Below are 26,563 nucleotides of genomic sequence, written 5' to 3' on the forward strand. Positions count from 1 at the left end.
CATGGCTGTAAGAGAAGAACTTTTGAGAAATATACGTAGCGTAGAACCATATGTACCGGGCGAGCAGCCACAGCATAAGGTTGTGAAACTGAATACAAATGAGAATCCATATCCACCGGCACCGGGGGTGGAACGTGTTCTGAAAGAGATGGACACAGACCGTTTTCGACTGTATCCAGATCCAACTGCGGACGAACTCGTTGGAAGTCTCGCAGATTATTATGGTGTAGGGAAAGACCAGGTCTTTGTAGGAGTTGGATCTGATGATGTGATTTCGATGTGTTTCCTCACATTTTTCAATTCAGATCTTCCAATTCTTTTCCCGGATATTACATATTCATTTTATAAAGTCTGGGCAGAATTGTATCGGATTCCATATCATTGTCCAAAGCTTGATGAAAGCTTTAAGATTGTGAAAGAGGATTATTATGCTGAAAACGGCGGAATTATTTTCCCGAATCCAAATGCGCCGACAGCAATTTATGAAGATCTTGAATTTGTAGAAGATATCTTAAAGCAGAACAGGAATTCTATCGTGATCGTAGATGAGGCGTATATTGATTTTGCGGGAAGATCTGCGATGGAACTGATCGATAAATATGATAATCTTATTGTGACACAGACTTTCTCAAAGGCAAGAAGTATGGCTGGTATGCGAATCGGATATGCAATCTCGAATCCAGATCTGATCCGCTGCCTGAATGATGTGAAATATTCTTTTAACTCTTACACGATGAATCAGACAGCTCTTGCCTGTGGTGTGGAAGCGGTTGAAGACAAAGCATATTTTGAAGAAGGAGTTCGTAAAATAGTTGAAACAAGAGAATGGGCAAAAGAAGAGCTCAGGAAACTTGGTTTTGTTTTCCCGGATGCAAAGGCGAATTTTATTTTTGCAAGACATCCAGAGGTTGATGCGAATGAACTTTTCCAGGCTTTGAAAGAGAATAATATCTTTGTCAGACATTGGAATGCACCACGAATCGATCAGTATCTGAGAATTACAATTGGTACAAGAGAAGAGATGGCGACGCTTTTTGATTTTTTGAGAACATATATAAAGGAGAAATAACTGAATGAGTGAAGCTTTGATCAACTGGTTTATGGTGACACTGGGCGGAAAGGTCGGTAAGGAATTTATTCTTTTCCTGATCTCAATGGTTCCGATTCTGGAATTGCGTGGAGGACTGCTTGCAGCAGGACCGGCATTTTTGAATGTGGAACTTGCAAAAGCAGTACCTATCTGTGTGATTGGAAATCTTGTTCCAATTCCATTCATCCTTTTACTGATCACAAAGATCTTTGACTGGATGAAAGGAACGAAGCGTTTGAAGCCGATGGTGGAGAAGCTGGAGAAGAAGGCAATGAGTAAAAGTGACAAGATAGAGAAATATGAATTCTGGGGTCTTGTACTTTTTGTTGGAATTCCTCTTCCTGGAACAGGAGCGTGGACAGGATCACTGATCGCAGCTCTGCTTGGAATCCGCTTTAGAAAAGCTTTTCCGGCAGTTGTTGTTGGTGTCTGCCTCGCAGCATTTATTATGTCAGTCATTTCCTATGGAATTATTGGCGGTATTTTTGGATAAGATAAATATGCAAAGGAAGTGATTCTTATGTTACTGAAAGATAATGAAGAAAAGAGAAATATAGCCTGGAGAACAGTTATGACGGTTACTTCAGTTCTGATCATTCTGATCGTTGTTTTTTTCGCTGTGAAGCTTTTTACTTCCAATCCTCTGACAGGAAATTGGGAGAACACAGATGATGGAATGAAGCTGACGATCAAGAATAACGGAACAATGGATATTGTGCAGGCTTTGGACGAGAGTACAGTCAGCGTTCCTGTTGATTATACAATTGATATGGAACATAAGCGTTTTGCAATTCATGTGAACGAAGAAAAGATAGCAAAACAGGCTGAAAAAACAAAAGACTGTTCCAAACAGGAGCTTCAGGATATTGCGGATGTGATGGAAGGAACTTACGAATACAGCGTGGAACAGAACGTACTGACACTGACTGATTCAGAATATGGAAGTCAGAAGACATTTGAAAAAAGTGGAAAGTAAACGGTGATTCTGCCTCAGCAGATGACACAGAAAGAACTTGCAGAGCAGTGGAAACAGGGGGTACAGATCATGTACAGAAATCAGACGAAAGAAGTAAGAATTGGGGATGTTGTGATTGGGGGAGACCATCCGATAGCAATCCAGTCTATGACAAATACAAGGACAGAAGATGTAGAAGCCACAGTGGAGCAGATCCTGCGTCTGGAAAAAGCAGGATGTGAGATCATCCGCTGTACAGTTCCGACAATGGAGGCTGCAAAAGCAATCAAAGAGATTAAAAAACAGATTCATATTCCGCTTGTTGCAGACATTCATTTTGATTATAAGATGGCAATCGCAGCAATTGAGAATGGAGCTGATAAGATTCGTATCAATCCGGGGAATATCGGTGCAAAAGAACGGGTACAGGCAGTAGTAGACAAAGCGAAAGAGTATAATGTTCCAATCCGTGTCGGTGTAAACAGTGGTTCTCTTGAGAAGCATCTGCTTGAGAAATATGGTGGTGTTACTGCAGAAGGGATCGTGGAGAGTGCGCTGGATAAAGTTCATCTGATCGAGTCTATGGGCTATGACAACCTTGTTGTCAGCATTAAATCTTCTGATGTTCTGATGTGTGTAAAGGCGCATGAGCTGATCGCTAAGGAATGCCCATATCCGCTTCATGTTGGAATTACAGAGTCTGGAACTGTATATTCAGGAAATGTGAAATCTTCTGTAGGACTTGGAATCATTCTTCATGAGGGAATCGGTAATACAATCCGTGTTTCCCTGACAGGAGATCCAGTAGAAGAGATTCGTACAGCAAAACTGATTCTTAAGACACTTGGACTTCGCAAGGGAGGTATTGAAGTTGTATCCTGTCCGACTTGTGGAAGAACAAGAATTGATCTGATCAAGCTTGCAAACCAGGTAGAAGAGATGGTAGCAGACATTCCGCTTGATATTAAAGTTGCAGTTATGGGATGTGTTGTAAACGGACCTGGAGAGGCAAAAGAAGCCGATATCGGAATTGCAGGAGGTATCGGGGAAGGACTTTTGATCAAGAAGGGTGAGATCATCAAGAAGGTAAAGGAAGAAGAACTTCTTGATACTTTAAGACAGGAGTTATTGAATTGGAACAAATAAAGAATGAAAAAACATTTTTTCATGTATTTCCCACATTGAAAGTAGAAGAGGAATTTAAAGTCCTCTTTGCTGATGTGGAAGTTAAGAAAATCACGACTAATTCCGGTCGTGATTTTCTGCATGTACATTTAAAGAGTCATCATCTGATCCCAAAGAAGAAAATATGGCAGATGGAGCAGCGGATCAAAGAGCAGCTCTTTGGAACATCTTCTGTAAAACTTCAGATTCTGGAAGAGTATGAGCTGTCTGAGCTTTATACACCGGAAGCGGTGATGGAAGAGTACAAGGAGAGTTTGATTCTTGAACTGAAAGAAATCAGTGTCCTTGCTGCAAACATGTTTTCACAGGCAGAAGTGAACTATGAAGAGGGAAATGTCGTCCGTCTGGAGCTTCTTGATACGATTGTTTCCGAAGGAAGAAAAGAAGAAATCATGAATCTGCTGGACGATGTATTCAGGAATCGTTTTCATATGAATGTTGATATCCGGGTTACATATAAAGAAAACGAGGGTCAGGGAAGCAGAGAATATGACGAGCAGAGGATTCAGCAGGAAATTAATGCAATCTTTGAACGGCGCGCGAAACAGAGAGGCGAATATGAGGAGCGAAAGTCTGCTGTGGAGGCAAAGAAGAAGTCATCCGAATCAGGAAGCTCGTCTTCCGGAGAAAAGAAAGCAGAGACTTCAGGAAAATCTTCTTCAGGAAATGCATCCGTTTCGGGCGGAAAGAAAGAGTTCAAAAAGAAGGAATTCCGCAAGAAGGATTATGTGCGTCCGGTGAAGATCGGAGACGATCCGAACCTGATCTACGGAAAGAATTTTGAAGATGAGCCAATCAAATTGGAACAGGTTGTTTCTGAGATGGGTGAGATCACAATTCATGGTAAGATTATCAATTTTGATACACGGGAGATCAGAAATGAGAAGACAATCATTATCTTTGCTGTGACTGATTTTACGGATACAATCACGATCAAGATGTTTGCTAGAAATGATCAGTTACCGGAGATTCTCGGAGATTTGAAGAAAGGTGCTTTCGTTAAAATCAAAGGCGTGACGACAATTGATAAATTCGATGGTGAACTGACAATCGGTTCAATTACCGGAATCAAGAAGATTGGAGACTTTACGGTCTCAAGGCAAGATCTCAATCCAACGAAACGTGTAGAACTTCATTGCCATACAAAGATGAGCGATATGGATGGAGTTTCTGAAGTGACAGATATCGTCCGCAGAGCACATGACTGGGGACACCCGGCGATTGCAATTACAGATCATGGTGTAGCCCAGGCGTTCCCGGTTGCAAATCACTATATTGAGACATTGGATAAAGATGATCCGTTTAAAGTTCTATATGGTGTGGAAGGCTATGTGGTCGATGACTTAACTGAGATTGCAGTTAATGCAAAAGATCAGACATTGGATGATACCTATATTGTTTTTGATATCGAGACAACAGGATTCAGTTCTATCCGTGACAGAATTATTGAGATTGGAGCTGTGAAGGTTGAGAATGGGCAGATTGTAGACAAGTTCAGTACCTTTGTAAATCCGGAACGCCCGATTCCTTTCGAAATCACAAACCTGACAAGTATTACAGATGAGATGGTGCTGGATGCTCCGACAATCGAGGTTGTGCTGCCACAGTTTCTCGAATTTATTGGTGAGGGCGCATTGGTTGCGCATAACGCAGGATTTGATGTTGGGTTTATCGAACAGAATTGTCGTGTGCTTGGTCTGGAACAGGAATTCACAGCTGTTGATACAGTGGCTCTTGCACGTGTGCTGCTTCCGACCCTTTCGAAATATAAATTGAATCTGGTTGCAAAAGCACTTGGAATTTCATTAGAAAATCATCATCGTGCGGTTGATGATGCAGGGGCAACAGCAGAAATTTTTGTAAAATTTGTTGAAATGCTCAAAGATCAGCACATCATGAACTTAAAAGAAATGAACAAGTTTGGGGATCGTAATGTTAATGCAATCCGTAAGATGCCGACACATCATATTATTTTGATCGCACAGAATGATATTGGAAGATATAATCTGTATCAGCTGATCACGGCATCTCATATGACATATTATGCAAGAAGACCGAGAATTCCGAAAAGTCTGATCAATGAACACAGAGAAGGAATCATCATTGGAAGTGCCTGTGAGGCAGGAGAATTATACCGTGCGGTTCTTGAAAAACAGTCTGCACAGCAGATTGCGAGACTGGCAGATTTCTATGATTATTATGAAATCCAGCCAATTGGAAATGATATGTTTATGCTCGAAGATGAGAAAACGCCGAATATCAATACAGAGGAAGATCTGCGTAACGTAAACCGGGAGATTGTTGAACTTGGAGAGAAATTCGGTAAGCCGGTTGTAGCAACCTGTGACGTTCATTTCCTTGATCCGGAGGATGAAGTTTATCGCCGGATCATCATGGCAGGAAAAGGATTCAAAGACGCAGATAATCAGGCACCGCTGTTCCTTCGCACAACAGATGAAATGTTGGAGGAGTTTGCATATCTTGGTTCTGCGAAGGCGAGAGAAGTTGTTATAGAAAATCCACAGAAGATCGCACGTATGGTAGAGAAAATCTCACCGGTAAACCCAAACAAGTGTCCTCCGGTAATCGCGGATTCCGATCAGGAGCTTCGAGATATCTGTTATCGTAAAGCACATGAAATGTATGGAGAAGATCTTCCGGTACAGGTGTCTTCCAGACTTGAGAAAGAGCTGAACTCTATTATTTCCAACGGCTATGCCGTTATGTATATCATTGCACAGAAACTGGTATGGAAGTCCAATGCGGATGGGTATCTTGTTGGTTCCCGTGGATCAGTAGGTTCGTCTTTTGTTGCGACGATGTCCGGAATCACGGAGGTTAATCCGCTAAGCCCTCACTATTACTGCGAAAAATGTCATTACAGTGATTTTGAGTCTGAAGAGGTTCGTGCATTTGCCGGAGGCTGTGGTTACGACATGCCGGATAGAAATTGTCCTGTGTGCGGAGAAAAACTGGTCAAGGCCGGGTTTGATATTCCGTTTGAAACATTCCTTGGTTTCAAGGGAGATAAAGAGCCGGATATTGACCTGAACTTCTCCGGAGATTACCAGGCGAAGGCTCATAAATATACAGAGGTTCTCTTTGGTGAGGGTCATACATTCAAAGCCGGAACGATCGGTACGCTGGCAGATAAGACAGCATATGGATTTGTGAAAAACTATTATGAAGAACGTGGTCAGAGAAAGCGTGGCTGTGAGATTGAACGAATTACAGAAGGATGTACCGGAATCCGGCGAAGTACCGGACAGCATCCGGGAGGAATCGTAGTACTTCCGCACGGACACAGCATCAATGAGTTTACACCGGTGCAGCATCCGGCCAACGATATGGAATGTGGCATTACAACGACACATTTTGATTACCATTCCATTGACCATAACCTTTTGAAACTTGATATTCTCGGACATGATGATCCTACGATGATTCGTACATTGGAAGACTATATCACCTCCGATGCAATGGAAAATGAATATAATGAGGAGCATCCTTTCGTTGCAACGGATATTCCGCTGGATGACAAGAAAGTAATCGAACTATTCCATGGCACAGAAATTCTCGGAATCAAACCGGAAGACATCGACGGCTGTAAGCTTGGATGTCTTGGAATCCCGGAGTTCGGTACGGATTTCGTTATTCAGATGGTGCAGGATACAAAACCTCAGACGTTATCAGATTTGATCCGAATTTCCGGTCTGTCACATGGAACGAACGTGTGGCTCGGAAATGCACAGGAACTTGTAAAATCCGGAAAAGCAACCATTTCTACGGCAATCTGTACCCGTGACGATATCATGATCTATCTGATCAACAAAGGAGTGGAAAGTGCACTGGCCTTTACAATTATGGAGAGTGTGCGTAAAGGAAAAGGATTGAAACCGGAGTGGGAAGAAGCGATGAAAGCTCAGGATGTACCGGACTGGTATATATGGTCCTGTAAGAAGATCAGCTACATGTTCCCAAAGGCTCATGCGGCAGCCTATGTTATGATGGCTTATCGTATCGCTTACTGTAAGATCAATTATCCGCTTGCTTATTATGGAGCATATTTTGGAATCCGTGCGGATGCATTTTCTTATGCGATCATGTGTCAGGGCAAGGATAAACTGAATTATTACATGAAAGACTATAAAAAGCGAAGTGATACCCTGACGAAAAAAGAACAGGATGTCATGAAAGATATGAAAATCGTTCAGGAAATGTATGCAAGAGGTCTGGAGTTTATGCCGATTGATATTTACCGGGCGAAGGCGAAGATGTTTCAGATCATTGACGGAAAACTGATGCCGTCTCTTGCCAGCATCGAAGGAATGGGAGATAAGGCGGCGGAAGCTGTGGAAGAAGCTTCAAAAGACGGTCCATATCTCTCACTGGATGATTTCCGTCAGAGGACAAAAGTAAGTAAGACAGTGATCGATCTGATGGCAGAACTGGGATTATTTGGGAATCTTCCACAGAGTAATCAGCTTTCCTTGTTTGATTTTTCGTAGGAAATGCGCTAGACGGATGTAAAGTGCTGTGCTATAATGACTACAACGCTTTGACGTGGTAAAGCTTTAATGGAGGAAGAGATAATGTACGATTTCGATGAGATTATGAACACAGACCCAGAGATAGCAGATGCAATAAAAGCAGAGATGGAGAGACAGAACTCCCATATCGAGCTGATCGCCTCTGAGAACTGGGTGAGCAAAGCAGTCATGGCAGCTATGGGAAGCCCTCTGACTAATAAGTATGCAGAAGGATATCCGGGAAAGAGATATTATGGCGGATGTCAGTGTGTAGATGTAGTAGAAGACCTTGCAAGAGAAAGAGCAAAGAAACTGTTTGGATGTGAGTATGTTAATGTGCAGCCACATTCAGGAGCACAGGCGAACATGGCAGTTATGTTTGCCATGCTTGAGCCGGGAGATAAGATCATGGGGATGAACCTTGATCATGGCGGACATCTGACACACGGTTCACCGGTTAATATGTCCGGTAAATATTTTGATGTAGCACATTACGGAGTGAATGCAGACGGCGTGATCGATTATGATGAAGTGCTTCGCATTGCGAAGGAACATAAACCGAAACTGATCGTTGCAGGAGCAAGTGCTTATGCAAGAACGATTGATTTCAAGCGTTTCCGTGAGATCGCAGATGAGGTGGGAGCATATCTGATGGTAGATATCGCACACATCGCAGGACTTGTTGCTACAGGACTTCATCCAAGTCCGATTCCGTATGCGCATGTGACAACAACAACAACACATAAGACACTCCGTGGACCAAGAGGTGGAATGATCATGTGCAGCGAAGAGATGAATAAAAAATTCAATTTCAACAAAGCTGTATTCCCGGGAATTCAGGGAGGTCCGCTGATGCATGTGATCGCCGGTAAGGCAGTTTGCTTCAAGGAAGCACTTGAGCCTGAGTATAAAACATATATGGAGCAGGTTGTTAAAAATGCGAAAGCACTCTGTAACGGTTTGAAAGCACGCGGAGTTAAGATTGTTTCGGGAGATACAGATAACCATCTGATGCTTGTAGACCTGTCGGGAACAGAGACAAGCGGAAAAGAGCTGGAGAAGCGTCTTGATGATGCTCATGTAACAGCGAACAAGAATACAATTCCGAATGATCCTCGTTCACCGTTTGTAACAAGTGGTGTAAGACTTGGAACACCGGCGGTTACAACACGTGGAATGAAGGAAGATGATATGGATAAGATCGCAGAGATTATTGCAATGGTAATCGAAAGTGAAGAGAATGTAGAGAAAGCAAAAGCAATGGTTGCTGAGCTGACTGCAAAATATCCACTTTGTTAATAAAATAATTATATCCGGCAAAACTGCATTTCTCGTGTAAGCATAATGTAGATTGCCGGGGTGTGCAACAAAAAAAGAGCTTAAAAAAGCTCTTTTTTGTTAATCGAATTTCTGTATTACTTTTAAAAATTAAATACGGTCTATTTATTAATTAAAAGGTACATAAAGTCTTGATTAAAGTTTCACTACGTTAACAGCCTGAGGTCCTTTAGCGCCTTCTGTTACTTCGAACTCAACAGCCTGGCCCTCTTCGAGAGATTTGAATCCATCCATTACAAGTCCTGAATAATGAACAAAAATGTCATTGCCTTCAGCGTCAGAGATAAATCCGTAACCCTTCTGGTTATTAAACCATTTTACTGTACCTGTCATTGTGTTGCCCTCCATTAAAAGAATATAAGTTGTTAAATCATCACAGTTTACAATGCGCTGAAAACTGTAATATTGTGTCAGTATAAATTCATATTGACACTTTGTCTATTGTAGCATGTTTAACAAAGAAAGTCAAATGTAATCTTTTTTGATTTGTAGAAAAATGACAAAAACATGTGAAGTGACGTAAAATCGATTTCAACAATTTGTAAATACCATTTAGCATATCGGATTTATAAGATTGGTGAAAAATAGAAGTGCGAGGAAAGATTATTTTACGAATGGATTGGAAAAATAAAGGATGTCGATTGAAAAAAGAATTGAAGTATTATATAATTTAACCAATGTCTATGAAATATTTTATTTCAAGGAGGATTTGTGTATATGATAACGATTGAAGGAAAAAGCGTATTTGGTGGAGTATCCATTGGAAAGCTGATGTTCTATAAGAGAAACGAAAAGGTGATCAGAAGAACACATGTAGATGATGTGGATGCAGAATGGAAGAGATTCGAAGAGGCTAAGAATACAGCAATCGACCAGCTGAAAGTTCTCTACGACAAAGCCATTGAAGATGTAGGTGAGGCCAACGCCATGATCTTTGAGATTCACCAGATGATGCTTGATGATCTGGATTATCTGGAATCTATTGAAGGAATTATCCGTACACAAAGTGTAAATGCAGAGTATGCTGTTTCGACAACAGCTGATAACTTTGCACAGATGTTTGCATCTATGGATGATGCATATATGCAGGGACGTGCAGCAGACGTGAAGGACGTTTCCGAGCGTGTACTTGATATTCTCTGCGGAGTGAGCAACGGAACACGTGAGATGACAGAACCTTGTATTGTTGCTGCGGATGATCTCGCACCAAGTGAGACAGTACAGCTTGATAAAGAGAAGGTACTTGGATTTGCCACAATGTATGGTTCTTCTAACTCTCATACAGCGATCCTTGCAAGAACAATGAATATTCCGGCTGTAATCGGAATGGGAGAAGCTCTTAATCCGAAATATGACGGAGAGATGGCTATCATTGATGGATTTACAGGAACACTCTATGTGGATCCGGATGAAGAGACACTTGCAAAGATGCAGGAGAAGCGTGCGAAAGACCTTGAGCAGAAAGAACTTCTGAATCAGCTTAAAGGAAAAGAGAATGTGACAAAGAGCGGACAGAAGATCAATGTCTATGCGAACATTGGTAACGTATCTGATCTTGGTGCAGTACTTAAGAATGATGCAGGCGGAGTAGGTCTGTTCAGAAGTGAGTTCCTTTATCTTGAGAACAGTACTTATCCGACAGAAGAACAGCAGTTTGCAGCTTACAAACAGGTTGTAGAAAGCATGGCAGGAAAGAAAGTGATCATTCGTACACTTGATATCGGAGCAGACAAGCAGGTTGATTATTTCAATCTTGCAAAAGAAGAGAACCCGGCACTTGGATACAGAGCAATCCGTATCTGCCTGACAAGACCAGAGATCTTCAAGACTCAGCTTCGTGCACTTTACCGTGCATCCGTATATGGAAATCTTTCCATCATGTTCCCAATGATCATTTCTGTAAAAGAAGTTCGTAAGATCAAAGAGATCATCGAAGAAGTGAAGGCAGAGTTGAGAGAAGAAGGACTTCCATTTAAGGAAGACGTAGAACTTGGTATTATGATCGAGACACCGGCATCAGTTATGATGAGCCGCGAACTTGCGAAAGAAGTTGATTTCTTCAGTGTTGGAACAAATGACCTGACACAGTATACACTGGCAATTGACCGTCAGAACCTTGCGCTTGATGAGTTCTATGATCCACATCATCCGGCAGTGCTTGCTATGATCAAGATGGCAGCAGATAATGCACACGCAGAAGGAAAATGGATCGGAATCTGTGGAGAACTTGGAGCGGACCTTGAACTGACAGAAGAGTTCCTGAAGATGGGACTGGACGAGCTGTCTGTATCTCCGGCGATGGTACTGCCGCTGAGAAAGAAGATTCGCGAGTGTGAGTAATTTGTGTTTTTGAGGGGATTCGTATGGGGAATGAGCACTTTATAGAATGGTCGCAAGACCAGTCCTGCTATTACCACGAGCACCGGCTCGCTCTACCTCATCCCTTTGAAAGTATGTAACGTAAGAGCCAGAACAGTTACCGTGTGTGGTGCCTGTCTGGCTCTTACGTTACATACTGAACAAAGTGTATTCGGAACGCTCCTGCCTTACATGTGCCCATGGCAACAGCAGAACTGTTCTCGCTTACACTTTCAAAGAGGGGGACTCATTTCAAGAGGAGGAATCCACTCAGAAATACAGAATTGAAAGTAGGAAAGAAAACGGATACTTATCGACTAGGATAATCAGTGTATTTAAAAATGAAAGGGGGCGGATTTTTTGGAGAGGGAGATTTTTTTGTGGCTGGGGCTTATGGTGGTGTTTTTGATTATTGAGCTTGCCACGGTTGGTCTGACTTCAATCTGGTTTTCGGGCGGTGCGCTAGCGGCGTTATTAGTTTCGCTTGCCGGAGCGGGAATGGTGATACAGATTGCTGTATTCGTAGTTATTTCAGCAGTGCTTGTGATCTTTACCAGGCCTTTTGCAGCAAAGTATATCAATGTACATCATGTAAAGACGAATTGTGATGAATTGATCGGAAGTGTTGTTAAGGTAACAGAGACGGTTGATAATTTTGCACAGACCGGTACTGCAATTGCGCAGGGAAAGGAATGGACTGCAAGGTGCAAGTCAGACAAGGACAGAATTGAGAAAGATTCGCTTGCCAAAGTAACAGCAATTTCCGGAGTAAAACTGATTTTAGAGAAATGTAAGGAGGATGAGCTATGATATTTGGACTTATTATTTGGATGATCATTATTATGATCGTGGTGTGGCTTCTTGTGTCGAATATCCGTATTGTTCCGCAGGCGCATGCGTATGTTGTAGAGCGACTTGGCGGATACAAGGAGACATGGGGCGTTGGATTACATTTTAAGGTGCCGATTCTTGACCGTGTGGCAAAAAGAGTTTCCTTGAAAGAACAGGTTGTTGATTTTGAACCACAGGCAGTGATCACGAAGGATAATGTTACCATGCAGATCGATACGGTTGTATTCTATCAGATCACTGACCCGAAGAAGTATGCATACGGAGTAGAAAGTCCGATTGCGGCAATCGAGAATCTGACAGCAACAACACTCCGTAATATCATCGGAGATCTGGAATTAGATGAGACACTGACTTCCCGTGAGACGATCAACTCCAAGATGCGTACGATCCTTGATATTGCAACAGATGAGTGGGGAATCAAGGTGAACCGTGTCGAGCTGAAGAATATCATGCCACCGAAGGCAATCCAGGATGCGATGGAGAAGCAGATGAAAGCAGAGCGTGAACGCCGTGAAGCAATCCTGCGTGCAGAAGGAGAGAAGAAGTCTACGATTCTTGTTGCAGAAGGAGAAAAGGAATCTGTGATCCTGGAGGCAGAGGCATCTAAGCAGGCAGCAATCCTGAAAGCAGAAGCTGAAAAACAGAAACGGATCAAAGAAGCAGAGGGACAGGCAGAAGCGATCCGTTCTGTACAGAAGGCTACAGCAGAAGGTATCGAGTATATTAAGAATGCCGGAGCAGATGATGTTGTTCTTACACTAAAGAGTCTGGAGGCATTTGCCAAGGCGGCAGACGGAAAAGCGACGAAGATCATCATTCCTTCAGAGATTCAGGGAATTGCAGGACTTACGAAAACAATCGCAGAAGTTGCCCGTACAGAAACAAGCGTTGCAAAAGAAAAAGAAGTAAAGTAAAATAAAAGATGTATTTCAGCGTGCCAATCTGTCAAAAGATTGGCACAATGTGTTTTACAACGATAATATTTTGGAGTGCAAATGAAATGGAAACAGAGAAAATCATCAGGTTATCGGTTCGGAATCTGGTTGAATTCATATTAAAAGAAGGTGACATTGATAACAGGATTTCAGGTACGCTGGATAAAGATGCGATGCTGATGGGAGGACGCCTTCACCGAAAGATCCAGCGTATGATGGGCTCAAACTATCAGGCAGAAGTTTCCTTAAAACTGCAGCTTCCGTGTGAGGGATTCCAATTAAAACTGGAAGGACGTGCGGATGGAATTCTCCTTGAATCAGAAAAAACAATAATAGATGAGATCAAAGGCGTCGTGCGTTCCCTTGATCGAGTGGAGCGTCCTGTGCCGGTTCATCTTGCTCAGGCAAAATGTTACGCATATATTTATGCCAGACAGCAGGGATTAAAGCAGATCAGTGTTCAGATGACCTATTGTAATCTTGATACTGAAGATGTGAAAAGATTTCGGGAAGAGCATACATTTGAAGAATTAGAAAAATGGTTTCTTGATCTGGTTCATCAGTATGAACGTTGGGCAAAACTGCAGATTGAGTGGGAAAAGAGAAGAGATGCTTCGATTCATCAGACCGAATTTCCATTCGCATATAGAGAAGGGCAGTTTGACCTGGCAGCTTCCGTATATCGTACAATTTATCACAAAAAGAAATTATTTATCCAGGCCTCAACAGGAACCGGAAAGACGATGGCAGTATTGTATCCGGCGGTGAAAGCAATCGGAGAAGGATTGGGGGATAAAATATTCTATCTGACAGCAAAGACGATCACAAGAACCGTGGCGGAGCAGGCATTTTCTATTCTTGAAGAAAAGGGTCTTGCCTTTCGTTCAATTACATTGACTGCGAAAGAGAAGATCTGCTTTTGCGAGGAGACAGAATGCAATCCGGATGCTTGTCCTTATGCGAAAGGTCATTTTGACCGGGTGAATGATGCAGTTTATGACATGTTGGAAAAGCAAAAGAAGCTGACACGGGAATCAATTGAAAGACAGGCAGAAGATTTTCATGTATGTCCGTTTGAACTATCTCTTGATCTGTCAGAATGGGCGGATGGGGTGATCTGTGATTATAATTATGTGTTCGATCCGACGGCGCATTTGAAACGATTTTTTGCAGACAATGTCAGCGGAGATTATTTGTTTCTGATCGATGAAGCACACAACCTCGTGGAACGTGGACGGGAAATGTACAGTGCTTCCATCTATAAAGAAGACATTCTCGAGGTGAAAAAACTGATGAAGGACCGAGATAAAAAACTTGTGAAGAGTCTGGAATCTGTCAATAAACTGATGCTTGAGATGAAACGCGAGTGCGAGAATTATCGGTTGGTGGAAAGTGTTTCTCCATTTGCAGTAAAACTGATGAATCTTCTGACTCAAATGGAAAGATATCTTGAAGAAGAGCGGAATGCAGGAAATGCAGAGCAGCCGGATGCATTTATGGAACTCTTTTTCCAGGTGAGGCAGTTTTTGGAAATTCATGAACTGTTGGATGAAAATTATATACAGTATACAGAACTGGAAGGAAGCGGAAGGTTTAAAGTGAAGTTGTTCTGTGTGAATCCGGCACAAAACCTGAATCATTATTTGAGCCAGGGCAATTCTACGATCTTTTTCTCGGCAACATTGCTTCCAATCGATTACTATAAACAATTACTATCTGTTGAGAAGGATGATTATGCAGTCTATGCTGAATCTAAGTTCCCACAGGAGAATAGGAAAATTCTGATCGGAAGTGAAGCAAGCACAAAATATACACAAAGAGGCACAGAAATGTATCGCAAAATTGCCGATTATCTGAGAAACACAGTGGATGGGAAGAATGGAAACTACATTGCATTTTTTCCTTCCTATCAGTTTATGGAGGATGTTTTGGAAGAGTTTGAAAAACTGGCATCCGGAGTAGAACTGGTAATTCAATCGCAATTTATGTCAGAAAATCAGAGAGAAGAATTCTTGGAAATGTTTGAAGAAGAAAGAGATCATCCGATGCTTGGATTTTGTGTGATGGGTGGTGTATTTTCAGAAGGGATCGATCTTACACATGATAGACTGATTGGAGTGATCGTTGTCGGAACAGGAATTCCACAGGTGTGCAATGACAGAGAAATCGTGAAAAATTATTTTGACCAGAGAGGGATGCGAGGATTTGATTATGCGTACCTTTATCCCGGAATGAATAAAGTACTTCAGTCCGCAGGAAGAGTGATCCGCACCGAAGATGACAAAGGAATTATTCTTCTGCTTGATGATCGTTTTCAGAATCGACAGTATCAGCAGCTATTTCCGAGGGAGTGGAAGGAATACGAAGTGTGTGGGCGGAAAGAGATAAAAGAAAAGATGGAAGAATTCTGGGAGAATCGATAAATGAAAAATGAGAATCGTTATTGGATAAAGAAGAAGTGATTCAAGAATATTTGTAACTGTTCAGAGCCAGACGAAATTTCATAAAACAGGTATAAAATGCTTGCATTTTAAGGCTGATTTTAAAATTCTGCTTGGCTCCGAACAGTACAAAATTTACTGCTCTTCAAAATAGTTCAAAAATTCCTGTGCAGGCTTAGCCAGAGGAAGCTGCTCGTTGTAAGCAATCACAAGAGAACGCTCCGGCATCTCTTCTTCCATATCCAGCTTGAAGATACCATCATTGTTCTCAGAAAGACAATAATCCGGAATGAATGCGATTCCAAGCCCAATTCTTGCAAGATCGATCAGAAGATCATTGCTTGTAAGTTCGATCTCAGGAACCAGGTCAAGCTGATGCTGCTGGAACAGGCGATGAAGAAACTCGTTTGTCGTACTGTTCTTATCCAGCATCAGGATCGGATAGTGGAGCAGATCGGCAAGTATAAGTTTCTTTTCCCTTAATTCAGGATAATTGTTTCCGGCAATGAAAACATCATGGAAATTTTTGATCTTCATAGAGGCAGAAAGATTGTTGAGCGCTGCGTTCGGATAATTGACAACAATCAAATCCACCAGTCCATTCTTTAAAAGCTCTGTACATCTTAAAGAAGTCTGGTTGATAACTTTAATATGTACATTCGGGAAAGTCTTATGGAATTTCTCAAGGTATGGAACAAGGAAATATCTGCAGATCGTGTCACTTGCACCGATGCGGATCTGCCCACCGGTAGAAGCGGCATCTAAAAGCTGAGCCTCACCTTTCTGGATCAGATTCATGGCCGGTTCAATGTGGCGCAGGAGAATCTCTCCTTCCGGTGTGAGCTGGACTTTCTTTGTGCTTCGGATAAAAAGCGTCTGATCCAGTTTTCGTTCGAGTGTTTTGATCGACTGGCTGACAGCAGACTGTGAAATAAACAGCTGCTTGGATGCCTCTGAGAAATTCAATGTGGTGGCGACGTGATAAAATACTTTGTATAATTCGTAGTTTATATCCATCATTTTATTAGACCTCCTAATAAATATTCATCTTATTATAAGATAAATAAAGGGAAAATACAACCAAATAAAGAAAAACTGTTATAATTAGCGGTGCTTATCAGATTGTTTAATTTTATTAATTATACTAATGAAGAAAACTATGGTAGGATAAAAACAGATAATGTAATGAAGGTAGTATCGTGCTTTGAGCACGTAATACAGAAAGAGGAGATTATATATGAGTAATGTAAAGCGCGTATATGTAGAAAAGAAACCGGAGTTTGCTGTTGCGGCGAAGGGCCTCAGACATGAGATCCGTCATTATCTTGGACTTCAGGATGTGACAAATGTACGAGTTCTGATTCGTTACGACGCAGAGAATATTTCAGAAGAAACATTTGAAAAGGCATGCAATGGTGTATTCGCAGAGCCACCGGTAGATTTCCTTTATAAAGAAGAATTCCCGAAAAATGAAACAGATAAATGTTTTTCCGTAGAGTTCCTTCCGGGACAGTTCGACCAGAGAGCGGATTCCGCAGAGCAGTGTATCCGTTTTATTAAAGAAGATGAGACTCCTGTAATCCGTACAGCAGTTACATATGTAATTGAAGGCGGAGTTTCAGACGAAGAACTGCAGGCAATTAAGAATCACTGCATCAACCCGGTAGATTCCAGAGAAGCTGCAGCAGAGAAACCGGAGACACTGGTGACAGTATTTGATGAGCCGGCAGATGTAAAGATTTTTGACGGTTTTAAAGATATGCCGGAAGCAGAATTGAAAGAGTTATATGATTCTCTTGGATTGGCAATGACATTTAAAGATTTCCTGCATATCCAGAACTATTATGCAGGAGAAGAGCACAGAGATCCGACGATGACAGAGATCCGTGTGCTTGATACATACTGGTCAGACCACTGCCGTCATACAACATTCTCTACAGAATTGAAAGATGTGAAGTTTGACGAAGGTGACTACAAAGAGACAATCGAAGCAACATATAAAGAGTATCTGAAAGATCACAGCGAGATTTTCAAAGGAAGAGAAGATAAATTTGTCTGCCTGATGGATCTTGCTCTGATGGCTATGCGCCGTCTGAAAAAGGAAGGAAAACTTGCAGATCAGGAAGAGTCTGATGAGATCAATGCATGTAGTATCGTAGTTCCGATCAAGGTTGACGGAGTAGAAGAAGAGTGGCTGATCAACTTCAAGAATGAGACACATAACCATCCGACAGAGATCGAACCATTTGGTGGAGCTGCAACATGTCTTGGAGGAGCAATCCGTGATCCACTGTCAGGACGTACTTATGTATACCAGGCAATGCGTGTGACAGGTGCCGCTGATCCGACAGTATCAGCAGATGCAACTCTGAAAGGAAAACTTCCTCAGAAGAAACTTGTTCGTGAGGCGGCTCATGGATATAGCTCATATGGTAACCAGATCGGTCTGGCTACAGGACTTGTAAAAGAGATTTATCATCCGGATTACGTTGCAAAACGTATGGAGATCGGTGCTGTACTTGGAGCTGCTCCAAGACGTGCGGTTATCCGTGAGAATTCTGATCCTGGAGATATCATCATCCTTCTCGGTGGACGTACAGGCCGTGACGGCTGTGGTGGAGCAACAGGTTCATCTAAGGTTCATACAGAAGAGTCTATCGAGACTTGTGGAGCAGAAGTTCAGAAAGGAAATGCACCGACAGAGCGTAAGATCCAGAGATTATTCCGTAGAGAAGAAGTCAGCCATCTGATCAAGAAATGTAATGACTTTGGTGCAGGCGGTGTATCTGTAGCAATTGGAGAACTTGCAGACGGACTTCGCGTTGAACTTGATAAAGTACCGAAGAAATATGCAGGACTTGACGGAACAGAAATCGCAATCTCTGAGTCTCAGGAGAGAATGGCAGTTGTTGTAGACCCGAAAGATGTAGATGAATTCATGGGATACGCGAAGGAAGAAAACTTAGAGGCAACAGTTGCAGCAGTAGTAACAGAGGAGCCAAGACTCGTTCTTGTATGGAGAGGAAAAGAGATTGTCAACCTTTCCCGTGCATTCCTTGATACAAACGGTGCTCATCAGGAGACAAATGTTGAGGTTGAGATTCCTTCTAAGAAGGACAGTCTTTTTGTAAAGAAAGAAGTAGGAGATGTAAAAGAGACATGGCTTTCTATGCTTTCTGATCTCAATGTATGCTCTCAGAAAGGACTTGTTGAGATGTTCGACGGTTCTATCGGAGCAGGATCTGTATTTATGCCACATGGTGGAAAATACCAGATGACAGAGACACAGGCAATGGTAGCGAAAGTACCTGTTTTGAACGGAACAACAGACAGTGTATCTATGATGAGTTACGGATTTGATCCATATCTGTCAAGCTGGAGCCCATACCACGGAGCTGTTTATGCAGTGACAGAGTCAATTGCTAAGATCGTGGCAGCAGGTGGAGATTATAGAAAAATCCGCTTCACATTCCAGGAGTATTTCCGTAGAATGACAGAAGATCCAAAGAGATGGAGCCAGCCATTTGCAGCACTTCTTGGTGCTTATGCAGCACAGATTGGTTTTGGACTTCCGTCTATCGGAGGAAAAGACAGTATGTCAGGAACATTCCAGGATATTGACGTACCTCCGACACTTGTATCCTTTGCTGTTGATATGGCTCTTGAGCAGGATATTATTACACCTGAACTTAAGAAAGCTGGAAATAAACTTATATGGCTCAAGATCGAAAGAGACGAGAATGATCTTCCGGTTTACGATGCAGTAATGGATCAGTACGGTAAATTCATGGGAGATATCCAGAGCGGAAAAATTGTATCTGCATATGCACTGGATCGTCATGGAGTTGCAGCAGCAGTCAGCAAGATGGCATTTGGTAACCGTAAGGGTGCCAAAATCGAGCACAATGTAGATAAGAGAGATCTGTTTGCTCCTGCATTTGGAGATATTATCGCAGAGGTTGAAGACGGAAAGGTTGGAGAACTCGCAATCACTTATACAGAAATCGGTGAAGTAACAGAAGAGCCTGTACTTGCTTACGGTGATGTGAAGATCGCACTTGCAGACGCACAGGATGCATGGACAGGAACACTTGAGAAAGTATTTGCTACAAAATCAGCAGCAGATTCTGATGCCAAGGTTGAAGAGAAGCTCTTCAATACATCCGATATTCATATTTGCAGCCATAAGATCGGACAGCCAACAGTATTTATTCCGGTATTCCCTGGAACGAACTGTGAGTATGACAGTGCCCGTGCATTTGAGAGAGCAGGCGCTAAGGTTATTACAAAAGTATTCCGTAACCTTGATGCAGAAGACATCCGTGGATCAGTAGACGAGTTTGAGAAAGCAATCGGACAGGCTCAGATGATCATGTTCCCAGGTGGATTCAGTGCCGGTGATGAGCCGGATGGTTCAGCTAAATTCTTTGCAACTGCATTCCAGAATGCGAAGATCAAAGAAGCTGTTGAAAAACTTCTGAATGAGAGAGACGGACTTGCACTTGGTATCTGTAACGGATTCCAGGCTCTGATTAAGCTCGGACTTGTACCATACGGAAAAATCGTTGGACAGACAGATGATGCTCCGACACTGACATACAATACAATCGGACGTCATATCTCTAAGATGGTTTATACAAAGGTTGTTACAAACAAATCCCCATGGCTTCAGGGAGCACAGCTTGGTGGAGTTTATACAAACCCGGCATCTCATGGTGAAGGAAGATTTGTTGCAAGCGAAGAGTGGCTTGATAAGCTGTTCGCTAACGGACAGGTGGCAACACAGTACTGTGATCCGGAAGGAAATATCAGCATGAACGAAGAGTGGAACGTGAACGGATCTTACCGTGCAATCGAAGGTATCACAAGCCCGGATGGACGTGTCCTTGGTAAGATGGCTCACTCTGAGAGACGCGGAGATCATGTTGCTATTAACATTTATGGAGAGCAGGATCTGAAGATTTTTGAATCAGGTGTAAAATACTTTAAATAAAATATAAAATAAAAGATAAGTTTTAGAATGAAATTCGACAAAGGGAATTAAAAAAATTCTCTTGCCGAATTTCTTTTTATATATGGCAAGAAAAGAAAAGCGTGCAAGAGTGTAAAAAGCTCTTGCACGCTTATTTTATTTCAAGAGAAAGGAGCGGGAACGGTGGCAAGAAAATACAAAAGATTGCGCTATGAAGATAGGCAAGTAATAGAGGAAATGAGCCGGGCGGGCAGCAGGGTGGTGGATATTGCAACTACTTTAGGAGTACACCGGGATACGATTTATAAGGAGTACGCCCGCTGCGGAGCAACGCCGGATACATACAGCGCAGAAAAAGCACAGGAAACTTTATAAATCAAAATAACAAAAGAGAGGCAAAGAACATGAAGAAAGTAGATTTTAACAAATTACAGGCAGGGGACTTAGTGAAAGTACCACGCACACAGTTTGCACCTATGCGTAGTGGTTGGAACGGCTGGCTATTCAGCGAGGCAGTAGTGATAAGAAAGGGAGTAGGGAGAAAAAGCAAAAAGAATGTAGCTGTAGTGGAAATGAGAATACCAGCAGGGAAGAACAACTACGGAACTATAGAGGCTACATTTTACGCAGAGAATATTTTTGAAACGCCAGCAGTGGAAAACGCAAGAAACATTTTGAAGAATTACGAAATAAAGGACACAGAGAGTTTTTACAAATTCATTGAGCGGGACGATGTAACGGGCTGTGATTGGATAAGGTTTTTAATAGAAAAAGGCTTTTTGTTTAATGAATAAGCGGCAATGAGCCGCACGAGTGCCGTTAGTTCAGTTGGTTAGAGCAACCGCCTCATAAGCGGTAAGTCATGGGTTCAAGTCCCATACGGCGCATTGAAAGCAGGAACGTGGCAACCTGCGACAGCGTGGCAGCAGGCGAACAACTACACGCTGGGTGCTGTGAATTTGGAGCAGTGGGCACGCCAGCTAGAGAGCGTGTGGACGGTCAACAGGTTTTAGGCAACTTTTTAATGTGAAAAGGGGCAACACAGCATACGAAGCCACTACAGGAGCGTGGGCAATATGAGAATAAGAGCACCGCCGGGAAGAGAGGAAAGTATGGAACGCACAAAAGATTTTTATAACGGCATGAATTATGCAAAAAAACAATTACAGCAACGGGAACATGAAAGACGCAGAAGAAAAAGATATTTCATTAAGCAGAAATTATGCGGGATTGCGACATTTGCGGTGTTGGTAATTGCAACACTGTTTGCACCTCTTTTGGATTTGGATATTATCACGATTTCAGCATTTTTCATGCCGATAGCATTATCACTTACCTTTAGCAAGGAAATGTGGATAATGGACACTTATTATTGGGAAGTAAAAGAAAGAGAGGAAAAACGTGAGCAGCATGTACATAAGAAGCCAAGACAGAGAAAAGCTGTATAGGTTGGGTGGAAATTACGCATGTGTGGAGTATGGAAGTGCAACAGAAAGAGCCAAAAAGGGGCAAGAACCAAAAGAAACACACAGTATTTTTATTTCTGACGGAGTGTTAGAAGAAATAGGAACATACGAAACAAAAGAGCGGTGTTTAGAGATTATAGACGAAATACAGAAAGTAAGCGTTTCTTATTTATATTCAGAGGGTAGCCCCGGATTTTTAAAGGGTGCGCCAGCATTTCCACCATTTGCAGCGGAAATACCAAGAATATACGAAATGCCAGAGAAATAGGAGAAAAAGCAATGAAAATTAAAATTGTACAGCATGTACCAACAAAGCCAAGCCCGGAAGTAGGCAAGGTATACGAGGTAACAAAAATAAACAAGAGAAGCAACAGGCAAGGCGGCACAGTATATTTTGTAATGTGTGAGGGCGTAGAGGTGGGCGTGCTTGAAAGAGAAATGAGGATTGTAGAGGATGGGGCTGTAGAAGAATGACATTAGAGCAATTCATAGAGCCAATACACAACATAACAAGAATACGCATTGTTAAAGGCAAGGGCAGCAGGTACGAAACCAGTGAGGCAGACGTATACATAGGCTGGCTGGGAATATTGCGGGAAGATAAAAGTCAGATCAGTAAAGAAATATGGCAGGCAGAGATAAAGGATTTTGCAGTAGTGCCGGATATTCGGCATAAGGACTGGCAAAAGCTGGGGTTAATGAAACCATTAGAGCCGGGAGAACACCCGCAGTATAAATTTAGTGATTTGACAATGACACTGTATTACACATTTTGCATATAAGAAACGAGGTAAAAAAGTATGAGTGAAGCAATGGCAGCAGTAGAAAGAGCTGTACGGTTTGGAATTAAGATTAACAAAAACGAAGAGGACAGCAACAAGCGGGTAACGTACCTGTATGATGCCGTAGGTATGATACCTGCGGTAATGGATTTTGTAGAGGGTGCATTTAATTATGGTAGCTGGGGCAATGTGGAATTTGTAAAGAACAACTACCCTTGCATGGTTAAATTTGACGGCACAGAGGATTACAGATTAAACCCGGACAATTACGAACTGAAAGAGGACGGGACAAAGAGCAATATTACAGATATTTATTATGCGGGTAATGCAATGGCTGCATTTAAGGGCGGCTGGCTGTGCCAGTACGAAACAGCTACAGACGAATATATCATTTGGAGCAATGTAAAATTTGATGATTCATACAACGCATACCACAGAACAGGAAAAGACGGCACATTAAATGCCGGATTCTACAGACACATTTATACGCCGTCACTGGTTGGCAATGCAGCCCGTAGCCTTAGTGGTTGTCAGACTATCGGAAATATGACAGCGGAGCAGGAAAACGAGGCTTGCAAGGCAAACGGCGATAAGTGGGCTATGAGTTCATGGTGGGAATGGAATTACATTATTTGCCTGTTAAAGATTATGGCAAAAACAGACGATTTGCAGACAGCCTACGGAACAGGAAACAGCAGAACCGGGCAGCCAGCGAATACAGGTACATTAAACGGCAAAGGGCAGTTTTATGGTGCATCTGATTTTAGAATACAAGTTAAGGTATTCCATACAGAGGCATTATGGGGCGATAAATGGGAGCGTTTAACAAAGCTGATCTGTGCAGACGGAATTGTAAAAGTATTGCCGTATGGAGAGCCGAACTTTACGGGACAGGGATATACAGACGCATACCGCTATATGTGGAATGATTGGCGTTATGGCTATGTAGATAAAACCGTAATGACACCATACGGACGCTTGCCAATCTCATTTAATGGGACAAGCCATAAATATGCAGCAGACGGCGGGGCAGTAGATACAGAAATTGTGGCTGTGCCTCTTGTGGGCGGCTACTGCAACGACGGGCTGGGTTGCGGGGCTTGCGTGTCCTTGAACAACACCGCTGGCTATGCGAACTGGTACATTGCGCCCGGTCTTTCTTGTGAAATGCCTGCGGCTGCGGAGCAGTAAAGGGGGAACGGGGGATTTTTCCCCCGCACCCGGAAAGGAGAACATACAAAAATGAACAATGAAAATTTTGCCGGAATTATGGGAACGGTAAAGCAGGCAGAGGTAACAAGCGGGGTATGCGGATACGACACAGAAAACCGCTATGCAGTGCTGCGGGTATGTGTACCGAGAAAAAGCGGGGCAGAGGATACGGTAATTGTAGCTGCAAAAATAAAGGAAAATGAAAACATAGACGCAGAAGCAATAGCAAGAAATATGGTGGTTGGCAGAGATATTATGGCAACGGGCATTTTGCAGAAAGCCATGAACGCAGAAAGCGGGCATACGGCTGTTTTTATCCTTGCAGATCACGTTGTAACAGTAGGGTTCCCGGAATATCAGAACGGCGTGCAATTAACAGCGGAAATTGTGAATAACCCGGAAGTAAGAGAAACACCAAGGGGAAAACATATAGCAGATGTAATGCTGAAAGTGGAAAACTGCATACAGGGTGGAAACGTACATATCCCATGTATTTTCTGGCAGGAGAACGCCAGCGAGATTGCAAAGTACAAAAGAGGCACGATTGTAAAAATCACTGGCAGATTACAGAGCCGGGAGTATGTGAAAAAGTATTACGGCGATAATAACACAGAATCAGAAGAGAAAAGAACCACTTTCGAGGTATCAGTAGAAAAGATGCAGGTATGGTGGCAGCCGGAAACAGTAGAAAGGAATTAGACACAATGAAAAGCAGAATCATTTTAAACAGAGAACGCACAGCAAAGGCACAGGAAATATCAATACCGATACATGGAAAAGGCGGGGAGCTAGGCATAAAGGCAGTTACTGGGCTAGTGGGGTTGATTGAAACATTGAAAGATTGCGGTACATGTCAAGAGGTACAATCTGTATTTGATGCTATCTGTGGATATAACGCATGTTGTATTAGATGTGAGTTTATTGACGAAAAGGGCGCAGATGAACTTATGGAGTTGGTAAGTATGCTTGCTGGGCAGGAAATGGCAAGATGTAAGAATAGTTGCGGGAAAGGCACAGAATGAAATTTGCATGGACGGAAAAGGATAAAGAGCGGTTTTTTAAGAGAGCCGAAAGGCAATTAAAAGCCGCTGGCATTGATTTTGTGCAGGTAGACCGGGAACAGATAGGTGTAAAAGAGTGGAATGCAGAGAAGCAGACCGCAGGCGCAGTTTATGTATGGCTGACATCATACCCGTATAACCATTTCAGCACAAGGAAACGTGGATTATTAAAAAGGTTGGGAAATTGGGAATGTACAGACCATTTCAAGAAAGGCGGGAGCAAACCAATATATATGCACTCACGCCTTATTTACACCTCATACAGAGAGGAAAAGAAACAATGAAAAGAGAAAGCCCCTACGGTACTGGAATACCATAGGGGCAAAGCTATAAGCCTTAACAATTTGTCTAACAAAAGTATAAATGGCGTATGGCGAAAAGTCAAGGAAATTGCAGGCACAGAGCCTGCCTTTACCACTTGATAAAAGTATTAACTATCCGACAAAAGAGAGGTAAAACATATGCCGTATGTAGAGAGAGTTACAAGAGCAGGAAAGACGATAGAGGTAGAGCGTTACTTTACCAGCAGATACAAAAAGCCGGGCATAAAAAGAGGGGATAAAGTAAAGCCAACCAAGGAAGAGCAGAAAAAGGTTAATACCAGAGCGGCAGAGAGAAAATTACGATTACTGTTAAATGCCAATTTTGGGTATGGAGATTATCACTTAGAACTGGACTACATACGGAAAAAGGGACAGCCGGATAGAAGCAGGGAGCAGATGCGTAAGGACATGGATATTTTTTTACGGGAGTTACGCAAAGAGTGCAAAAAGGCAGGCATAGAGCTTAAATATGTGCATGTTATGGAGATTGGTAAAAGAGGGGCACGCCACCACCATTTAGTTATCAACAAGATTGATACAGAGATTTTACAACGATGCTGGTACAAAGCGTATGAGGGACACAATAGGGTAAAGGTATTCCCGTTAGACGATTCTGGAAATTACGCAAAGCTGGCAAGCTATTTTATCAAGTACACAGATACGCACAGGACAGAGGCAGACGGGGCATTACAGGGCAAGCGTTGGAATTGCAGCAAAAACCTTGTAAGACCAGAGCCAGAAATAAGAATAATTTCAGATCGTGCATGGTTCAAATCAGAGCCAACAGCGATAAAAGGTTACTACGTGGACAAAGACAGCGTGAGCAAAGGCGTACATAGCCCGGAATACTACGGATACGGGTACATGAGGTACACGCTGGTAAAACTGGAATGAAAGGGGTTGATAGTTTGATTGTGATAGCTGCGATTGCAATATTTATGGCAGGCGTGGTTGCGGGCATGGTGTTAATGGCACTTGCAGCCGCTGCTAAAAGAAACAATGAGCGGATAGAGAGGGCAGAAAAACATGATTGACAAAATTATTTACTGGTTATTCCAACCGGG

25 protein-coding genes and 1 tRNA gene are annotated in these 26,563 nt (G+C 42.5%); 24 read left to right on the forward strand and 2 right to left on the reverse strand.

What is annotated here, in order from left to right; translation table 11 throughout:
* Position 1 precedes the first annotated feature (1 nt).
* The 6 genes from hisC to glyA all read left to right on the forward strand — a co-directional run bounded on the left by hisC (position 2) and on the right by glyA (position 9,058).
* On the forward strand, positions 2-1,069 hold the full coding sequence (gene hisC, locus ACZ47Z_RS06425; RefSeq protein ID WP_464525980.1) for a histidinol-phosphate transaminase: 1,068 nt from the start codon (positions 2-4) through the stop codon (positions 1,067-1,069).
* Between the two features lie 4 nt (positions 1,070-1,073).
* Positions 1,074-1,583, forward strand: coding sequence for a COG2426 family protein (locus ACZ47Z_RS06430; RefSeq protein WP_015528947.1), 510 nt, complete (start codon positions 1,074-1,076; stop codon positions 1,581-1,583).
* A gap of 27 nt (positions 1,584-1,610) precedes the next feature.
* Positions 1,611-2,066, forward strand: coding sequence for a hypothetical protein (locus ACZ47Z_RS06435; RefSeq protein ID WP_054751049.1), 456 nt, complete (start codon positions 1,611-1,613; stop codon positions 2,064-2,066).
* 69 nt (positions 2,067-2,135) lie between these two features.
* Positions 2,136-3,191 (forward strand): flavodoxin-dependent (E)-4-hydroxy-3-methylbut-2-enyl-diphosphate synthase, encoded by a 1,056-nt coding sequence (gene ispG / locus ACZ47Z_RS06440; protein ID WP_055145277.1) that lies wholly within the window; start codon positions 2,136-2,138, stop codon positions 3,189-3,191.
* Complete coding sequence (locus ACZ47Z_RS06445; RefSeq protein ID WP_226875759.1) at positions 3,179-7,738, forward strand: PolC-type DNA polymerase III; 4,560 nt, start codon at positions 3,179-3,181, stop codon at positions 7,736-7,738. Before ispG ends, ACZ47Z_RS06445 begins: the two co-directional genes overlap by 13 nt.
* Before the next feature lie 84 nt (positions 7,739-7,822).
* Complete coding sequence (gene glyA / locus ACZ47Z_RS06450; RefSeq protein ID WP_015528949.1) at positions 7,823-9,058, forward strand: serine hydroxymethyltransferase; 1,236 nt, start codon at positions 7,823-7,825, stop codon at positions 9,056-9,058.
* Between the two features lie 174 nt (positions 9,059-9,232).
* Here the strand turns inward: glyA and ACZ47Z_RS06455 are convergent, their stop codons facing one another.
* On the reverse strand, positions 9,233-9,430 hold the full coding sequence (locus ACZ47Z_RS06455; RefSeq protein WP_015528950.1) for a cold-shock protein: 198 nt from the start codon (positions 9,428-9,430) through the stop codon (positions 9,233-9,235).
* Between the two features lie 384 nt (positions 9,431-9,814).
* Here ACZ47Z_RS06455 and ptsP point away from each other — a divergent pair, with 384 nt between their 5' ends.
* The 4 genes from ptsP to ACZ47Z_RS06475 all read left to right on the forward strand — a co-directional run bounded on the left by ptsP (position 9,815) and on the right by ACZ47Z_RS06475 (position 15,665).
* A complete protein-coding gene (ptsP, locus tag ACZ47Z_RS06460; protein ID WP_015528951.1) occupies positions 9,815-11,437 on the forward strand; it encodes a phosphoenolpyruvate--protein phosphotransferase in 1,623 nt (540 codons plus the stop codon).
* Positions 11,438-11,815: 378 nt separating this feature from the next.
* Positions 11,816-12,265, forward strand: coding sequence for an NfeD family protein (locus tag ACZ47Z_RS06465; protein WP_464525981.1), 450 nt, complete (start codon positions 11,816-11,818; stop codon positions 12,263-12,265).
* Positions 12,262-13,221: an SPFH domain-containing protein gene (locus tag ACZ47Z_RS06470; protein WP_015528952.1), complete on the forward strand. Its 960-nt coding sequence runs from the start codon at positions 12,262-12,264 to the stop codon at positions 13,219-13,221. Before ACZ47Z_RS06465 ends, ACZ47Z_RS06470 begins: the two co-directional genes overlap by 4 nt.
* 86 nt (positions 13,222-13,307) lie before the next feature.
* A complete protein-coding gene (locus ACZ47Z_RS06475) occupies positions 13,308-15,665 on the forward strand; it encodes an ATP-dependent DNA helicase (protein ID WP_464525982.1) in 2,358 nt (785 codons plus the stop codon).
* A 153-nt stretch (positions 15,666-15,818) separates the two neighbouring features.
* Here the strand turns inward: ACZ47Z_RS06475 and ACZ47Z_RS06480 are convergent, their stop codons facing one another.
* On the reverse strand, positions 15,819-16,703 hold the full coding sequence (locus ACZ47Z_RS06480) for a LysR family transcriptional regulator (protein WP_054751053.1): 885 nt from the start codon (positions 16,701-16,703) through the stop codon (positions 15,819-15,821).
* Between the two features lie 217 nt (positions 16,704-16,920).
* Between ACZ47Z_RS06480 and ACZ47Z_RS06485 the strand changes: the two genes are divergently transcribed.
* The 14 genes from ACZ47Z_RS06485 (at position 16,921) to ACZ47Z_RS06550 (ending at position 26,533) form a co-directional block, all read left to right on the forward strand.
* A complete protein-coding gene (locus tag ACZ47Z_RS06485) occupies positions 16,921-20,676 on the forward strand; it encodes a phosphoribosylformylglycinamidine synthase (RefSeq protein WP_054751054.1) in 3,756 nt (1,251 codons plus the stop codon).
* A 162-nt stretch (positions 20,677-20,838) separates the two neighbouring features.
* Positions 20,839-21,030, forward strand: a complete 192-nt coding sequence (locus ACZ47Z_RS06490) for a helix-turn-helix domain-containing protein (protein WP_022400551.1) — start codon at positions 20,839-20,841, stop codon at positions 21,028-21,030.
* Between the two features lie 29 nt (positions 21,031-21,059).
* Positions 21,060-21,449 (forward strand): hypothetical protein, encoded by a 390-nt coding sequence (locus tag ACZ47Z_RS06495; RefSeq protein ID WP_118709193.1) that lies wholly within the window; start codon positions 21,060-21,062, stop codon positions 21,447-21,449.
* A gap of 19 nt (positions 21,450-21,468) precedes the next feature.
* A tRNA-Ile gene (locus tag ACZ47Z_RS06500) sits at positions 21,469-21,542 on the forward strand.
* Positions 21,543-21,731: 189 nt separating this feature from the next.
* The gene (locus ACZ47Z_RS06505) at positions 21,732-22,103 is read left to right on the forward strand and encodes a hypothetical protein (protein WP_054751056.1); all 372 of its coding nucleotides are present in this window, start codon (positions 21,732-21,734) and stop codon (positions 22,101-22,103) included.
* Positions 22,066-22,389: a long-chain fatty acid--CoA ligase gene (locus ACZ47Z_RS06510; protein WP_464526048.1), complete on the forward strand. Its 324-nt coding sequence runs from the start codon at positions 22,066-22,068 to the stop codon at positions 22,387-22,389. Before ACZ47Z_RS06505 ends, ACZ47Z_RS06510 begins: the two co-directional genes overlap by 38 nt.
* Positions 22,390-22,400: 11 nt before the next feature.
* A complete protein-coding gene (locus ACZ47Z_RS06515) occupies positions 22,401-22,595 on the forward strand; it encodes a hypothetical protein (RefSeq protein WP_464525983.1) in 195 nt (64 codons plus the stop codon).
* Entirely contained in the window at positions 22,592-22,903 is a 312-nt protein-coding gene (locus tag ACZ47Z_RS06520; RefSeq protein ID WP_156734503.1) for a hypothetical protein, read from the forward strand. The genes ACZ47Z_RS06515 and ACZ47Z_RS06520 overlap by 4 nt, the downstream gene beginning before the upstream one ends.
* Positions 22,904-22,921: 18 nt before the next feature.
* Positions 22,922-24,094: a hypothetical protein gene (locus ACZ47Z_RS06525; RefSeq protein ID WP_464525984.1), complete on the forward strand. Its 1,173-nt coding sequence runs from the start codon at positions 22,922-22,924 to the stop codon at positions 24,092-24,094.
* A gap of 51 nt (positions 24,095-24,145) precedes the next feature.
* Positions 24,146-24,814 carry a single-stranded DNA-binding protein gene (locus ACZ47Z_RS06530; protein ID WP_464525985.1) on the forward strand — a complete coding sequence of 223 codons (669 nt, stop codon included), beginning with the start codon at positions 24,146-24,148 and terminating at the stop codon, positions 24,812-24,814.
* Positions 24,815-24,819: 5 nt separating this feature from the next.
* Positions 24,820-25,137, forward strand: a complete 318-nt coding sequence (locus ACZ47Z_RS06535) for a hypothetical protein (RefSeq protein ID WP_118316665.1) — start codon at positions 24,820-24,822, stop codon at positions 25,135-25,137.
* A complete protein-coding gene (locus ACZ47Z_RS06540; RefSeq protein WP_054751062.1) occupies positions 25,134-25,460 on the forward strand; it encodes a hypothetical protein in 327 nt (108 codons plus the stop codon). Before ACZ47Z_RS06535 ends, ACZ47Z_RS06540 begins: the two co-directional genes overlap by 4 nt.
* Before the next feature lie 177 nt (positions 25,461-25,637).
* On the forward strand, positions 25,638-26,393 hold the full coding sequence (locus ACZ47Z_RS06545; protein WP_118316666.1) for a rolling circle replication-associated protein: 756 nt from the start codon (positions 25,638-25,640) through the stop codon (positions 26,391-26,393).
* Positions 26,390-26,533 (forward strand): hypothetical protein, encoded by a 144-nt coding sequence (locus tag ACZ47Z_RS06550; protein WP_157050355.1) that lies wholly within the window; start codon positions 26,390-26,392, stop codon positions 26,531-26,533. The genes ACZ47Z_RS06545 and ACZ47Z_RS06550 overlap by 4 nt, the downstream gene beginning before the upstream one ends.
* Positions 26,534-26,563: the final 30 nt, after the last annotated feature.

The organism is Mediterraneibacter faecis (assembly GCF_055383675.1).